Genomic DNA, 15,971 nt, shown 5'->3' on the forward strand with positions numbered 1-15,971 from the left:
CAGGTGCGGAAAGACAGCTAAATAATAGATCCAATCATTATGGATGTATTGATCCACAATGATTGGATCTATTATCTCTTTTTCTTAAACTCCCTTATCTCTAAGATGACTGTCATCGGTAACACTCTTTATTATTAATTTATATTTGGAAAAATCATGGCTCATCAAATTATTACAGATCTTAACAATCGTTACACAGCTAAAATGTATGATGCAACTAAACGTATTTCAGCAGAGGATATGGAAATAATCAAAGAAGCAATGCGCTTATCAGCTTCTTCTATTAACTCACAACCTTGGAAATTTATCGTGATTGAAAGTGATCAAGCGAAACAACGTTTACATGATACTTTTGCTAATAAATTTCAATTTAATCAACATCATGCAAAAGAAGCTTCACATACTATTTTGTTTGCTCACAATCCAAACTATACTAAAGCTGATTACCAAAAAGTGCTCGATGTCGAAGTGTCTTCAGGCCATTTGCCTGCTGAAATGGAAGAAAACATGATGAAGGGCGGTTTTGGTTTTGTTGATTTAAATACAGACGAAGCAGGCTTTAATGGTCATTGGTCAAAAGCACAAACATATATCGCTTTTGGTAATGCATTACATACACTTACTCGTTTAGGCATAGACTCGACACCAATGGAAGGGGTAGATCCTGAGTTAATCGGTGAAGTATTTAAAGAGGAACTAGATGGTTATGTATGTCACGTTGCTCTAGCAATGGGGTATCATTTAGGTGACAAAGATTATAACCACGGTCTTCCAAAAGCTCGCCTGCCTATGGATGATGTATTTACGGTTTTATAATCTTCAATTCCTAGAGCACTAAATCCATAGAGTGCTAAATCTATAGAGTACTAAATCAATATTTGTTGAAAGGTAATATGTAGAAAAATAAGCTAGTTGTTTAACTAGCTTATTTATGAATTTATTTATTCTTGAAATCAAGTGATAAAGCAATAATAGTTGAGTGCTGTCAGGCATATAACACCTGCGATTAGCTGCAAGTAATAACTTAAAAAACCTGCAACCTAATCATTAATGGCGTTTTGAAATCAAGGTAAATTTGTAATCGGTGGTTTTGAAAAAGTTAATGCTATATTCAAATACCGTATTATCTTGTAAAAAGCTGCGTGTTCGTTTTTCAATAATAGGTTGATTGGGGTCAATACCCAATAACGTCGCAATGTCTCTTGATGGCAATATCGGTATGATCTCTTGTTCACTGCGATCAATCACTAGTCCTTTCTGTTTTTCGATATATTCATATTTGGACTTGCGCATTACTTCGTAGGTTAAATCTGGAAAAAGCGCTAGTGGCATCCAAGTTTCTTCTACAGTGATCGGATTATTTTCGATATAACGTACGCGTTTGACATAATAAACACGGTCTTGCTCTGTGATATTAAGATTATCTGCCAGAGCTAAGCTAGGTTTCATTACTTCAAAAGTAAGTACATCGCTGTGAGTGGCTAAATTTAAATGCGCCCATTTTTCATCAAAACTAGATTGTTGGTAGATATCATAATTAACTTTTTTTTCTTTAACGTAAGTCCCGCTACCTTGCACACTCTCAAGCTCACCATTTTCAATCAAGAGCTTTAAAGCTTGTCTAACAGTGACTCGACTAGCTGCAAATTCTTCAACTAATTCAGCTTCAGTGGGTAACGCTTCTCCTACTTTACACTCCCCTGTATCTATTTTGGTACGTATAATATCGGCTATTTGACGATATCTTGGTAGTTTAGCCATGTGATCCTCTTAGTAGGTATGAATCAATTTATTAATATTTACAGAGTACTGATAAATAGCTTTTAATACAAATATTTAAAAGTAATACAAATTTACCCCTTCGTTTTTTGATTGCCTGTAATTTATTTTTTAGATACTTTTTGTGCGATCTGAGTCGTATTTTTGAGCTAATTAGAGATTTTTAATACAAATTACAATACAAATATTGCTTTGGGTGATCTAAATCACGCAATTTGTATCAAATAGGTATTGCAATTCGTTTCGTTGAAGTGTAACCGATTTTATTTGTGGGACTTGTGGAAATAGGACAAAGATTATGAAAATGACAACATTAACGAATGCATCTTTGATGACATTGCAAACTACGTTTGCTAGTCGCGATGATGCTATTCATGCACTAACTGAAAAGTTAGATCAGCAAGGTAAACTACATAACAAAGAAGAATTTTTAGCGGCAGTATTTGCGCGAGAAGAACAAGGGCCTACCGCTTTAGGTGAAGGACTTGCTGTACCGCACGGTAAATCTGATGCAGTAAAAGAAGCAAGCTTTGCCGTTGCTACTTTGAAGCAAGATTTAAAGTGGAAAGGTATTGATGAAGATGAAGACGAAGATGTTAATTTAATCTTCTTACTTGCGATCCCTAATGCTGAAGCTGGTTCGACACATATGCAAGTGTTGACTGAATTAACAACCACTTTAGTGGATGATGACATTCGTGAAGCTGTACTTAATGCGACTACTCCTGAGCAAGTGCTTGCTTTATTAGACGGTAAAAAAGCCGCTAAGGAACAAGTTGAATTAGATTCAAGCAAACCAACCGTTGTTTGTGTGACAGCTTGCCCTGCAGGCATTGCACATACTTATATGGCTGCTGAATATTTAGAAAAAGCAGGTAAGAAATTAGGCATTAATGTCTATGTTGAAAAACAAGGTGCAAACGGCATTGAAGACCGTTTAACTGCTGCACAATTAAATGAAGCAGTTGCCTGTGTTTTTGCCACTGAAGTATCTATTAAAGATATTGAACGATTTGATGGTATCCCACGTGTTGAAACAGCAGTGGCTGAGCCTATCAAACATGCAGAGCGCATTCTTAATGAAGCCTTAGAGGCGGCTAAAAACGGAAAGGGCGCAGAGCGTGTTGCACAGACTGAAGATAAACCTAAAAGGTTACCGCTTAAAACAGAATTGAAACGTGCTTTATTGAGTGGTATTTCATTTGCTGTTCCATTAATCGTTGCCGGTGGTTCAGTATTGGCTATTGCCGTATTGATTGCTCAAATTTTCGACCTACAAGAACTGTACGGAACAGATGGTTCATGGCTATGGATGTACCGTAAATTAGGTGGCGGTATGTTAGGCACCTTGATGGTACCGGTATTAGCAGCTTATACGGCTTACTCTATTGCTGATAAACCCGCATTAGGTCCTGGTTTTGCTGCGGGTCTTGCGGCTAACTTAATCGGTTCTGGTTTCCTAGGTGGTGTTGTTGGTGGTCTATTAGCCGGTTATGTCATGCGTTGGGTAAAAGAAAACGTTCGTTTAAGCCCTGCATTCAACGGTTTTTTAACTTTCTACCTTTACCCTGTTATTGGTACGGTTGTTGTCGGTAGCTTGATGTTATTTGTTGTTGGTAAACCTGTTGCTTTCCTAAACCAAGGATTGACTGATTGGCTAAACAGCCTCTCGGGTAGCAACACATTGTTACTAGGTGCAATTATCGGTATTTTTGTATCTTTCGACTTAGGTGGTCCGGTTAACAAAGCGGCTTATGCATTCTGTTTAGGTGCGATGGCAAATGGTGTTTATGGACCTTACGCAATATTTGGTTCAGTTAAAATGGTTTCCGCCTTTACTGTTACTTTCTCTACTATGATTGCACCTCGTTTATTTAAAGAGTTTGAAATTGAAGTAGGTAAATCAACCTGGTTGTTAGGCCTAGCAGGTATTACCGAAGGTGCGATTCCTATGGCGATTGAAGATCCAATACGTGTTATCGGCTCATTCCTTGTAGGCTCTATGGTTACAGGTGCAATTGTTGGTGGTGCGGGTATTGGCCTTTCAACACCGGGAGCTGGTATCTTCTCAATCTTCTTATTGCATGACGCTGGCATCGGTAGCTTTATGGCTGCAGGTATCTGGTTCGGTGCTGCATTGGTTGGTACGGTTATCTCTACAGCAATGTTAATTACTTGGAGAGCACATCACGCTAAAAAAGAAAAATTAGCGGGCATGACTGCAACTAACTAATAAAAACAATGATTGGCATAGTGGGGGGGCTCACTATGCCTTTTTGCAATTTTCTCAAAGTAGCTGGTTATTCTATCCATTAACCACTTATCTTAAGGTATAAAATTATGACTACATCTCGCGTACACATTACTCCACACATGCACTGGGATCGTGAATGGTATTTCACTACGGAAGAATCTCGTATTTTATTAGTGAACAACATGGAAGAAATCATGGGACGTCTGGAAACAGATCCTGATTACAAATACTACGTACTTGATGGACAAACTGCATTATTAGAAGATTATTTCGCTGTTATCCCAGGTGGTAAAGAGCGTGTTAAAGCATTGGTTCAAGCTGGTAAATTAATTGTAGGTCCTTGGTACTCACAAACCGATACGATGCAGGTTTCTGGTGAATCAATTGTACGTAATATGCTATATGGCATGCGTGATTGTTTAGCATTAGGCGAGCCGATGAAAATTGGTTATCTACCAGATTCTTTCTCAATGAGTTCTCAATTACCAATGATCTACAACGGCTTTGGTATTGACCGCACCATGTTCTGGCGTGGTTGTTCTGAACGTCACGGCACGAACAAAACTGAATTCTTATGGCAGTCAAATGACGGTAGTGAAGTCACTGCGCAAGTACTTCCTTTAGGTTATGCAATTGGTAAATACTTACCTGAAGATAAAGATGCATTAACAACACGTTTAGATACTTACTTAAAAGTATTAGAAAACGCGTCTGTGACCAAAGATATCCTATTACCTAATGGCCATGATCAAATGCCTATTCAAAAAAATATCTTTGAAGTGATGGACATCTTACGTGAAGCATATCCTGACCGTGAATTCTTGATGAGCCGTTTCGAAGATGTATTCGAAAAAATTGAAGCTAAACGTGATCAATTAGATACCATTAAAGGTGAATTTAACGATGGTAAATACATGCGTATTCACCGCACAATTTCTTCTACTCGTATGGATATTAAGCTTATTCACGCTGAAGTTGAAAACAAAATTGTTAACATTCTAGAGCCACTTGCTTCAATTGCATTCAAACTTGGTTTTGATTATCACCATGGTTTAATTGAAAAAATGTGGAAAGAAAGCATGAAAAACCATGCGCATGATTCTATCGGTTGTTGTTGTAGCGATAAGGTTCACGCTGAAATCTTAAATCGTTATATTCTTGCTGACGATATGGCCACTAACCTGATTAATTTCTATAAACGTAAAATCGTCGATCATATGCCAGAAAAAGAGGGCTGTGATAAATTAGCATTATTCAACTTATCGCCTTATGCACGTGAAGAAGTTGTTAATACAATGATTACGATTCGTGCTCAAGAATTTAAAATCTTTGATGATGCCGGTAATGACGTTGAATACTTTATTGAAGATCAGCAAGAAATTGACCCAGGTAAAATTGACCGTCAAATTGTACATTACGGTAACTATGACCCGTTCATGGAATTCAATATTCAATTGAAAGTTAACCTACCGGCGATGGGTTTCACTACATTACATGTCCAAGCTAATGAAAAAGGCGCGCTACAAGTTGCTCCACAAAATGAGCAAAATGTATTAGAAAACAGCTTCTACAAAATTACTGTGAACAATGACGGTACGTTGGCTGTCTTCGATAAAGAAACAGAACAAACATTTGAGCAGGTATTACGCCTTGAAGATGGCTCTGATGATGGCGATGAATACGATTACTCTCCTTCACGTAAAGAGTGGTTGTTATATTCAAATGACTTTGATGTTGAAACCAATGTAGAGCATCAAGCATTACAATCTGTTGCGCATATTAAATTCCGTATGAATGTGCCTACCAACCTTGAGTCACGTGAACAACGTAGCAACCAAGATGGTTATGTTGATGTGGTCTGTCAGGTTGTATTAAAACAAGATACCCGTCGCATCGAAGTTCGCATGGAATTAGATAACCAAGCTGATGATCACCGTGTACGTGTGCTTATCCCAACACCATTTGTAACCGATACAGTTGTGGCTGATAACCAATTTGGTCTGATCACTCGTACTACCGATGACCCTGCAATGCAAGTTTGGGAAGCAGAGAAGTGGAAAGAAGCACCAGTACCTGTTTACCAATTAATGAACTTTGCTGCGCTTGAGAATGGTCAAGCTGGAATGGCTGTGATGACCAATGGTTTACGTGAATTTGAAGTCATTGCTAATGAAACTGAACAGCGTGATACATTTGCACTGACCTTATTCCGTGGTATCGGTGTGTTGGGTAAAGAGAATTTATTACTTCGCCCTGGTCGTCCATCTGGTATCAAGATCCCAGCTCCTGATTCGCAAGTACGTGGTAAAATTGTTTGCGAATTCACCTTGTTTGGGTTTGCTGGTGATCATATTACTGCTAATGTAATGGCTGAAGCACGTGATAACGTCACACCAATACAGTGTTACAACAAAATTCCATTTAATGCGATGAAATTAAATGTGGGCGAGAAAAACATTCCATTAACTTATAGCTTATGTAGCGCAGAGAAAAATGGTTTAGTGTTAAGTGTTCTGAAAAAAGCTGAAGATGAAGATGCGTTAATTATCCGTGTTTATAACCCTTCAGAAACAGAAACAGTTCAAGGTGATATTGAATTTACAACACCGGTAACTGAATGGTTAGAAACCTTAATGGATGAAACGCCAAAACCGGGCGTAGTCGCTCAACAATCGCAAGACTTTGGTGCTTTAGGTCCATGTCAGGCTAAAACGTTCCGCGTTAAGTTTTAATCAAAAAGGGGCAATAAACTTAATAAGTAGATTAGCTCCCTTGATATAAACTATCTTTTAGTTAACTATAATTAGAACCCCTCGCCAGAGGGGTTTGTAGGTGAAATGATGAAAATTGTTATTGCCCCTGATTCATTCAAAGAATCACTTTCTGCTGCTGACGTAGCAACCTGTATAGAAAATGGGTTTTCAGAAGTTTTCCCCGATAGTGAATACATTAAAATCCCACTTGCGGATGGCGGTGAAGGAACCGTTGATGTATTAGTTGATGCGCTGAATGGTCAAAGACAAAACCAAACTGTGCGCGGCCCAATTAAAGGTGCTGTTAACGCCGTTTGGGCCTTGCTGGATGATGGCCAAAGTAAAACCGCATTAATTGAAATTGCAGCGGCTTCCGGCCTTGATTTGATAACACCAGAACAACGTGATCCATTGATAGCGACCAGCTTTGGTACTGGCCAATCAATATTACAAGCGTTAGACCTTGGTGTGCAAAAAATCTTGATTGGTTTAGGGGGAAGCGCAACCAATGATGGTGGCGCAGGAATATTGCAAGCATTAGGTGGTAAATTATTAGATGCACAGGGTAGTGAATTACCTGTTGGTGGCGCTGCATTAGCTAACCTAGCGAGTATTGATTTAACCGATCTTGATAAACGTTGTGCCAATGTTGAGTTTATTGTTGCCTGTGATGTATCTAATCCATTAACAGGTGAAAACGGTGCTAGTGCTATTTTTGGTCCACAAAAAGGTGCCACTGCAGAGATGGTTGAGTTACTTGATAATGCCTTAAGTCACTTTGCCGACATCGCAGAAAAAACAACGCATATTAATCACCAACAAAGTGTTGGTTTTGGCGCGGCCGGTGGTGCACCTTTAGGTTTGTCATTAGCGTTTAATATTCAAATAAAAGCCGGTATTGATATGGTATTGGATATCTTGAATGTCGATGAATTACTTCAAGGTGCTGATTTAGTCATTTCCGGTGAGGGCATGATGGACAATCAAACGTTGAACGGTAAAACACCCTATGGTATCGCTCAACGCGCAGTACAACGCGGTATACCTGTGATTGCTATTGCGGGTTCTCTAGGCACTGAAGTTGATGCTTTGTATGACTCGATGGGCAGTATTTTTGGTACGGTGAGATCACCACAATCGCTACCGCAAGTATTAGATGAAGCAAACAAAAACTTAACGCGTACCGCAAGAAACGTAGCGGCAACATTAGCGATGGGAAATAAACTTTCTATTAAATAGCTATTTTTAAATAACGACTTTTAAATAACTATTTTTAAAATACTACTTATAAAACTAAAATGAATTAATAAGGGCGCATCATGACTCAAGTACTTTCACCTTGCTTTTTCCCCATGGAAAACGTGATCCAAGATTATATATGGGGAAGCCGTACTTCTATTAGTAAACTATTAGGCATTAACAACCCAGAAAACAAGCCCCAAGCAGAAATCTGGATGGGTGCACATGCTAATGGTTGCTCTAAAATTATCAACAATGGTAATACACAGCTTTTATCAGATTTTATAGCACAAGACAAAGATGCTATTTTAACACCTAAAACTAATGCCCAATTTGCCGAGCTACCTTATTTATTTAAAGTATTAGCTGCAGGCGAAGCGTTATCGGTGCAAGTTCACCCAAGTAAAGCGCAAGCAGAAGCTGGTTTTGCAAAAGAAGAAGCGGCGGGTATTCCGCGTAACGCTGGTAATCGTAATTATAAAGATCCAAACCATAAACCTGAATTGGTTTATGCATTAACACCTTATCAAGCAATGAATGGCTTTCGTGAGTTCGAACAGACTATCGAATTATTTAAAAAAATCAATGTGGCAGCAATTGGTGACCTTGTTGATGCGTTTTCTTCTTCTTTAGATTCTGCAGGATTAGAAACATTTTTTTCTGCGTTACTTTCTTTAAAAGGTGAAGTAAAAGAATGTGCTGTCAATGAACTGCTTGAATATGCCAATGAAAATAAAGAAGACCCATTATTTGCGCTTATTTTGGAACTATCACTTCAACACCCCGGCGATATTGGTTTATTCACCCCATTAATGCTGAATGTGATCACGCTACAACCTGGTGAGGCTATGTTCTTATATGCATGTACACCACATGCTTATTTGAAAGGCACGGGTCTTGAAATCATGGCAAATTCTGACAATGTATTACGAGCCGGATTAACACCAAAGTATATGGATGTTGAAGAGCTTGTGGCATGTACTAAATTCGATGCTATCCCTTTTGATTCATTACAATTCACTCCTGAATTAAAAGAGGGGGGCGAGTATTACGCAATCCCAGTTGAAGATTTTAAATTTGCATTGTTTGAATCTATTACAGATTTATCGTTAACAGTTGATAGTGCTGAAATATTATTAGCCCTAGACAATGATGTCACCCTAACTCATGAAAGTGGCGAAACGGTTGTGATTAACAAAGGGCAATCAGTATTTATTCCTGCCTACACAAAACAATACCAGTTAACTTCAAGTGGCCGTGTGGCACGCGCATTTAACTAATATTCAACTAGTAAAGTGTGATTGATTTTCTATCTAGCCATTACCATTCAAGGTGCAAAAATAATGCATATTGATTGGTAATGGGCATAAAAAATAAAGCGGGTTTAAGTCATTAAATTGATTTGTTGGCCGTCGCGCTTTACATTCCTGCTTTCAATTGTATCTGCAATGATAAAATAAGCCTATTGACTCTTCATTCACACTTTATAAAATAAACGGCTTTTTTATTCATAAATACTGCCCGCAAATATATCTATAAATACAGCCACTCACTTTATACCTCTATTAATTTGAACTCTTTTTTCTCATCTTTCTGTGTATTGATTAAAGCTTTGCATAAGCCGACCTGAGCATTTACTATTTGAACCTAAGTTTTTAATTATCATTGCTTTGGGAATCATTATGTCAGCAAATTTATCGCAATTATTATCCATCATGCAGCAATTACGTACCCCTGAAACAGGCTGTCCATGGGATCTCAAGCAAACCTTTGATAGTGTGGTGCCACATACCATTGAAGAAGCCTATGAAGTCGCCGATGCGATTGCCAATAAAGATTTTGATGATTTAAAAGGTGAGCTTGGAGATCTGTTATTTCAGGTAGTTTTTTATGCTCAGCTTGCAAAAGAGCAAGGTTTGTTTGAGTTTGATGATATTTTAGCCGTTTTAAACGAAAAACTGATTCGACGCCATCCGCATGTATTCTCGACCACTGAGTTTACCAGCGATGCTGAAATCAACGCCAATTGGGAAGCTGAAAAAGAAAAAGAGCGCTTAAAAAAAGCTAAATCATTAAATGCTGAAGAAAGTATTTTAGATAATATCCCATTAGCGTTACCGTCACTCACACGCGCTTATAAAATTCAAAAACGAGCTGCTAGTGTCGGATTTGATTGGGCTGAAATAGAACCTGTGATTGCTAAAATACATGAAGAGATAGATGAAGTATTAGTTGAAGTTAAACGAACTGATTTAACACATGAACAGCAAAAAGCGCGTATTGTCGATGAGTTAGGTGATTTATTATTTGCTAACGTTAATCTCGTTCGTCATTTAAAAGCGAACCCAGAACAGGTTTTAAATCAAGCAAATCAGAAGTTTTCATCTCGTTTTCGTTTAGTTGAGCAACATGTAAAATCATTAGGTAAAGAGATGGGGGATTGTACTTTGAACGAACTAGATGCGATATGGAATGACATTAAAAAACTAAAAACTAAACGTTAATCCCAGTGAAATATTTTTCGCTTTTTATTTTGTGGGGCGGATTTAATGCGTTATTAAAGTAATGACTCAGCTCTGCTTAACTTAACTGATAGACCTTGTCATAACAGCAGGGTGAAGATCCAGTTGATAAAGTGTTTAAAAGTTAAATTTTAACCCTATATCATTAATAGTAAAATTGTTGCATGGTTATGGGTTCGAGCAAGATGGTGAACTTAATCGTTAACTTGATATTGATGATGCTAGGTTTTTTATTTATTAATAATATCGTCTGATTCGTTTTGATAGCAATCTTTAAGTACCGCATAAGTACCGTTAAGTACCTTTTTATTCATTGAAAGTAGTGATTTATGACATTAATAGTTGGCCAAAATATCTTAATTGAAAAAATTGGGTGTGTTGAAATTGATTTCGCATGGCGCAGCCTTAAAAGTGATTTAAATTTAGCGATTTATGCTGTGCCTTTTAGCGATGGGAAAATACTCGCTGAAAAAAATATAGCCCCTAATCAATGGCCACTCCCCAAAGCGGTGAGTCAAGATAAATCAGGTCGGCATTTTACTGTTCAATTCCCACAACTTGATGCAAAAATTGATCGTATTGCTTTTTATGGCTTTTTACCCGAAAACAGTCGTTATTCTTTAAAGCAAATGAGCCACTTTCAAATTAGAGTTAATGACTTATCGCTTGGCAGGTTGGCAAAAATGGATGTTGAAGCGTTTGACGATACACATAAAAGCGTGTTGTTTTTTGAGTTTTATAAACATAACAATACCTGGAAGCTAGGCTATAAAGCGCTGCCTTTAAAGACAAGTTATTTGACTACTTTAACCCAACTAGGGGTTAGTTTTATGACACCGGTTGCGCCTGAAAGCCCGCAAGCCACTTCAATACCATCGCATCAAGAAAGTGATGCAGAAAGTGACGTTCCTTTATCTGCGAGCAATTTACTTGATAATGTGGAATTACAAAAAGGTCAGAATTTATCGCTTAGTGAACACTTTACACATTGCACCGCGATCACTTGTAAGCTTAATGTTGTGCCTAAAATCGATGATTTAGCTCTTAACGTAGTTGCTATTAATCGTGATAATAAAGTGAATAATATTAAAGACTTTTTATATCATGAAAATACAATATTACGTGGTGAAGGAGTAAAACTGAGCGATGCAGAAGTATCTATTAATTTAGATAAACTGCCTCAGGATGTCACTAAAATTCAAATTTTAGTGACTCGGCGTGCCACGAGTAAGCGCATTAATAGTGCTGATTTTATTGAGCTGAGCGTAAGCAATACTTATACCGACCAAAAGATGGCGAAGTATGTCTGCGAAACCACTGATAAAAATTATAATACGATGGTGCTGCTGAACTTCTATCGTCATCAACAAGGTTGGTCGATTCGTGCCGTAGGCCAAGGATTTTCAGGTGGGCTAGATAAAATAGGTCAGCGTTATCAGTTCTCACCACCTAAGTTACGTTATGTAGCACCTAAAGCTAGCGTAGCATCGAACACGTTACAACAAGAGATCGCTTCCTTTGAAGTTGAGAATAAAACCGCCGTGGATAAATATAAAAAACTACAGTCTTTATCTTATTTATTGATGGGGATTGCCGCATTACTGGTTTTATTAACTTTTAGCCGAATTTTATTTTTACCGCTTGCCTGTTTGTTAGGTGGGCTAGGTTGGTTTTGTTTCCAACATGCATCTAAGTCATTAAAAACAATTCAAGATGAACGCTTTGAACGTTTAGTACTCAACATGATCAAAGCAAATAACTATCAGCTCACACCTTTTGACATCGCAACTCATTGTCGAGTTAATATTGAACGCGCGACTGAAATGTTAGATAGCCTGTGCGATAAAGGACTTGGACATACCGCTATTAATAGAGAAGGTAATATTTTTTATGACTTTTCTAGCCTTAAAAATTCAACTTATTAAGTTATAATAGCTAGCATTGCTAAGCATTCTATATTTGCATAATTTATAAAGGTGTACTTTTGCTGGCGCAACATCATTTCTTAAACACTATGTTACGTTTATTGCTGCTTTCATTGTTAGGAAGAGAGCAGTTAAACCTTGTTTTTACAGGCAAAATAAATATTATGAGTAAATGCAGAGAAAAGATTGTCGAAAATAAGTGCGCTTGCTATAATGTCATCCCATCTAAATGTTCAATATTCTTCATTTTTGATAACAATGTCACATAACGTATAAACATCACTTAACTTAGCTAAGTTGATGATTTTTGCTGTGTGATTATTTTTATGTGGAATACCGGCTTCTTTCTACTCTTTAATTCTTAGGGTTACTATGACGACAAAATATATTTTCGTAACTGGTGGTGTTGTTTCATCACTAGGTAAAGGTATTGCAGCAGGCTCTCTTGCCGCAATTTTAGAAGCACGTGGTTTAGACGTGACTATTCTAAAACTTGACCCATATATTAATGTTGACCCTGGAACAATGAGTCCAACTCAGCATGGTGAAGTATTTGTTACCGATGACGGTGCTGAAACGGATCTCGATTTAGGCCATTACGAACGCTTTATTCGTACCAAAATGACTAAACGTAATAACTTTACAACCGGTCGTATCTATTCTGACGTATTGGCAAAAGAGCGTCGTGGTGATTACCTTGGTGCAACAATTCAGGTTATTCCTCATATTACTAACGAAATTCAAGCACGTGTTATTGCTGGTGGTGAAGGGCATGATATCGCTATTGTTGAGCTAGGTGGAACGGTTGGTGATATTGAATCACAACCTTTCATTGAAGCGATTCGTCAACTAGCGTTAAAAGTAGGTCAAGCTAATGCTATGTTTATGCATTTAACATTATTACCTTACTTAAAAACAGCAGGCGAAGTTAAAACTAAACCAACGCAGCATTCTGTAAAAGAATTACGTAGTTTAGGTATTCAACCTGACATTCTTATTTGTCGTAGTGAAGTGAGCTTCCCTGCAAATGAGCGCGCTAAGATTGCGTTGTTCTGTAATGTGCAAGAAAAGTCAGTTATTTCATTACGCGATGTAGACTCAATTTACAAAATTCCAGCATTGTTAAAACAACAGGGTTTAGATCAAATCTGTGTTGAACGTTTTGGTTTAGAGTGTCCTGAAGCTGATTTAAGTGAGTGGGCAAAAGTTGTTTCTGAAGAAGCAAATACAACCAGTGAAGTTGTTATCGGTATGGTCGGTAAATACACTGAGTTACCAGATGCATACAAATCGGTTAACGAAGCCTTAAAACATGGCGGCTTAAAAAATGCTGCAACAGTAAAAATCAAATATATTGATTCACAAGATGTAGAAATTAAAGGTTTAGGCGTATTAGAAGGTATCGATGCGATCTTAATCCCTGGTGGGTTTGGTGAGCGTGGTGTTGAAGGTAAAATCTTAGCCGCGCAGTATGCTCGTGAAAATAAAATTCCGTATTTAGGTATTTGTTTAGGTATGCAAGTTGCACTTATCGAATACGCACGTAATGTTGCAGGCCTTAAAGATGCACATTCAACAGAATTTAATGCTGAAACTAAATATCCTGTTGTTGGTTTAATTACTGAATGGATTGATAAGTCAGGTGAAGTCGAACAACGTACTGAAGACTCTGACTTAGGTGGTACGATGCGTGTAGGCTCGCAAAAATGTCACTTAGCAGACAAGTCTAAAGTATTAGAAATGTACGGTAGCAAAGAGATTTTTGAACGTCATCGTCATCGTTATGAAGTTAACAATAATTTATTACCAGCGATCAAAAAAGCAGGCTTAAAAATTACTGGTTTATCAGAAGACAAAAAACTAGTCGAAATAATTGAAAACCCAGATCATCCTTGGTTTGTTGCTGCGCAATTCCACCCGGAATTCACCTCAACACCACGTGATGGACATCCGTTATTCAAAGGATTTATAAAAGCTGCGATAGATCATCAACAAGGTCGTTTTTTATAGTTTTTGTTGACCCGATCGCATTAGTTTGTTAAAAAATTACACAATAAAAGCTGCTCGATGTAATAGCAGCTTGTTTTAAAAAAATTTAAAATTTTATTTTTACTTAAACAAAGGAATAATCATGTCAAACATAGTTAAAGTACTTGGTCGTGAAATCATGGATTCACGTGGTAACCCAACGGTAGAAGCTGAAGTTCATTTAGCAGATGGTTCTATCGGTATGGCTGCTGCGCCATCTGGTGCATCTACTGGTTCTCGTGAAGCTCTTGAATTACGTGACGGCGATAAAGCTCGTTACTTAGGTAAAGGCGTACTTAAAGCTGTTGCTGCTGTAAATGGTCCAATCGCTGAAGCACTAGCTGGTAAAGATGCACTAGCACAAGCTGAGCTTGACCAAATCATGATCGACCTAGATGGAACTGAAAACAAAGCTAAATTCGGCGCAAACGCTATCCTAGCTGTTTCTCTAGCTGCTGCTAAAGCTGCTGCAATCTCTAAGAAAGTGCCTCTATACGCTCACATTGCTGACTTAAACGGTACTTCTGGTGTTTACTCTATGCCTCTTCCAATGATGAACATCATCAATGGTGGCGAGCACGCTGATAACTCTGTAGATATTCAAGAATTTATGATCCAACCAGTTGGCGCTCCTAACTTCCGTGAAGGTTTACGTATGGGTGCTGAAGTATTCCATAGCCTTGCTAAAGTACTTAAAGCTGACGGTCACTCAACAGCTGTTGGTGATGAAGGTGGTTTTGCTCCTAACCTTGAGTCTAACGAAGCAGCACTTGCTGCAATCGAAAAAGCAGTTGCAAATGCTGGTTACGTATTAGGTAAAGACATCACTTTAGCGATGGATTGTGCTGCATCTGAGTTCTACGACAAAGAAGCAAACATCTACGACCTTAAAGGTGAAGGTAAAAAATTCACTTCAGAAGAATTTAACTTCTTCTTACAAGATCTTACTCAAAAATACCCAATCGTTTCTATCGAAGATGGTCTTGACGAGTCTGACTGGGATGGTTTCGCACACCAAACTAAACTAATGGGTGATAAAATCCAATTAGTTGGTGACGATCTATTTGTAACAAACACTAAGATTCTTAAGCGTGGTATCGACAACGGTATTGCTAACTCAATCTTAATCAAATTCAACCAAATCGGTTCTTTAACTGAAACTCTAGCTGCAATCAAAATGGCTAAAGATGCAGGTTTCACAGTTGTTATCTCTCACCGTTCAGGTGAAACTGAAGATGCAACTATCGCTGACCTAGCTGTTGGTACTGCTGCAGGCCAAATCAAAACTGGTTCATTGAGCCGTTCTGATCGTGTTGCTAAATACAACCAACTTCTACGTATCGAAGAAGCTTTAGGTGATAAAGCACCGTACAACGGTCTTAAAGAAGTTAAAGGTCAGTAATATTATTGCTTAACTTCGGTTAAGGCTAATATTCTACTTTGATTTATAAGTCCTCAACTTAGGTTGGGG

General features: G+C 38.0%; 10 protein-coding genes. 9 read left to right on the plus strand and 1 reads right to left on the minus strand.

Annotation, left to right across the window (positions count from 1 at the left end; all coding sequences use genetic code 11):
• Window positions 1–156: 156 nt before the first annotated feature.
• The gene (locus H592_RS0102095; RefSeq protein WP_028867285.1) at window positions 157–816 is read left to right on the plus strand and encodes an NAD(P)H-dependent oxidoreductase; all 660 of its coding nucleotides are present in this window, start codon (window positions 157–159) and stop codon (window positions 814–816) included.
• Window positions 817–1,047: 231 nt separating this feature from the next.
• On the opposite strand, the gene H592_RS0102100 is transcribed toward H592_RS0102095, so the two are convergent.
• Window positions 1,048–1,761, minus strand: coding sequence for a GntR family transcriptional regulator (locus tag H592_RS0102100; protein WP_028867286.1), 714 nt, complete (start codon window positions 1,759–1,761; stop codon window positions 1,048–1,050).
• 316 nt (window positions 1,762–2,077) lie between these two features.
• Here H592_RS0102100 and mngA point away from each other — a divergent pair, with 316 nt between their 5' ends.
• From mngA to eno, 8 genes are all read left to right on the plus strand, one after another.
• Window positions 2,078–4,012, plus strand: coding sequence for a PTS 2-O-a-mannosyl-D-glycerate transporter subunit IIABC (gene mngA / locus H592_RS0102105; protein ID WP_028867287.1), 1,935 nt, complete (start codon window positions 2,078–2,080; stop codon window positions 4,010–4,012).
• Between the two features lie 107 nt (window positions 4,013–4,119).
• Entirely contained in the window at window positions 4,120–6,765 is a 2,646-nt protein-coding gene (gene mngB, locus H592_RS0102110; RefSeq protein ID WP_028867288.1) for a mannosylglycerate hydrolase, read from the plus strand.
• A 108-nt stretch (window positions 6,766–6,873) separates the two neighbouring features.
• Complete coding sequence (locus H592_RS0102115; RefSeq protein WP_028867289.1) at window positions 6,874–8,025, plus strand: glycerate kinase; 1,152 nt, start codon at window positions 6,874–6,876, stop codon at window positions 8,023–8,025.
• 80 nt (window positions 8,026–8,105) lie between these two features.
• Entirely contained in the window at window positions 8,106–9,305 is a 1,200-nt protein-coding gene (gene manA, locus H592_RS0102120) for a mannose-6-phosphate isomerase, class I (RefSeq protein ID WP_028867290.1), read from the plus strand.
• 402 nt (window positions 9,306–9,707) lie between these two features.
• Window positions 9,708–10,529, plus strand: a complete 822-nt coding sequence (gene mazG, locus H592_RS0102125; protein WP_028867291.1) for a nucleoside triphosphate pyrophosphohydrolase — start codon at window positions 9,708–9,710, stop codon at window positions 10,527–10,529.
• A 347-nt stretch (window positions 10,530–10,876) separates the two neighbouring features.
• Window positions 10,877–12,472 (plus strand): TerD family protein, encoded by a 1,596-nt coding sequence (locus H592_RS0102130; RefSeq protein ID WP_028867292.1) that lies wholly within the window; start codon window positions 10,877–10,879, stop codon window positions 12,470–12,472.
• 372 nt (window positions 12,473–12,844) lie between these two features.
• The gene (locus H592_RS0102135; RefSeq protein ID WP_028867293.1) at window positions 12,845–14,482 is read left to right on the plus strand and encodes a CTP synthase; all 1,638 of its coding nucleotides are present in this window, start codon (window positions 12,845–12,847) and stop codon (window positions 14,480–14,482) included.
• Window positions 14,483–14,603: 121 nt separating this feature from the next.
• Window positions 14,604–15,902 carry a phosphopyruvate hydratase gene (eno, locus tag H592_RS0102140; RefSeq protein ID WP_028867294.1) on the plus strand — a complete coding sequence of 433 codons (1,299 nt, stop codon included), beginning with the start codon at window positions 14,604–14,606 and terminating at the stop codon, window positions 15,900–15,902.
• Window positions 15,903–15,971 lie beyond the last annotated feature (69 nt).

The sequence above is a fragment of the Psychromonas arctica DSM 14288 genome (genome assembly GCF_000482725.1).
In the GTDB taxonomy this organism is placed as follows: domain Bacteria; phylum Pseudomonadota; class Gammaproteobacteria; order Enterobacterales; family Psychromonadaceae; genus Psychromonas; species Psychromonas arctica.

What these genes read in the sequence shown, in the direction of transcription:
- H592_RS0102135 (WP_028867293.1), top strand. Translation starts at nt 12,845, where the DNA reads ATGACGACAAAATATATTTTCGTAACTGGTGGTGTTGTTTCATCACTA.
- mazG (WP_028867291.1), top strand. Translation starts at nt 9,708, where the DNA reads ATGTCAGCAAATTTATCGCAATTATTATCCATCATGCAGCAATTACGT.
- manA (WP_028867290.1), top strand. Translation starts at nt 8,106, where the DNA reads ATGACTCAAGTACTTTCACCTTGCTTTTTCCCCATGGAAAACGTGATC.
- mngB (WP_028867288.1), top strand. Translation starts at nt 4,120, where the DNA reads ATGACTACATCTCGCGTACACATTACTCCACACATGCACTGGGATCGT.
- H592_RS0102095 (WP_028867285.1), top strand. Translation starts at nt 157, where the DNA reads ATGGCTCATCAAATTATTACAGATCTTAACAATCGTTACACAGCTAAA.
- H592_RS0102100 (WP_028867286.1), bottom strand. Translation starts at nt 1,761, where the DNA reads ATGGCTAAACTACCAAGATATCGTCAAATAGCCGATATTATACGTACC.
- mngA (WP_028867287.1), top strand. Translation starts at nt 2,078, where the DNA reads ATGAAAATGACAACATTAACGAATGCATCTTTGATGACATTGCAAACT.
- eno (WP_028867294.1), top strand. Translation starts at nt 14,604, where the DNA reads ATGTCAAACATAGTTAAAGTACTTGGTCGTGAAATCATGGATTCACGT.
- H592_RS0102115 (WP_028867289.1), top strand. Translation starts at nt 6,874, where the DNA reads ATGAAAATTGTTATTGCCCCTGATTCATTCAAAGAATCACTTTCTGCT.
- H592_RS0102130 (WP_028867292.1), top strand. Translation starts at nt 10,877, where the DNA reads ATGACATTAATAGTTGGCCAAAATATCTTAATTGAAAAAATTGGGTGT.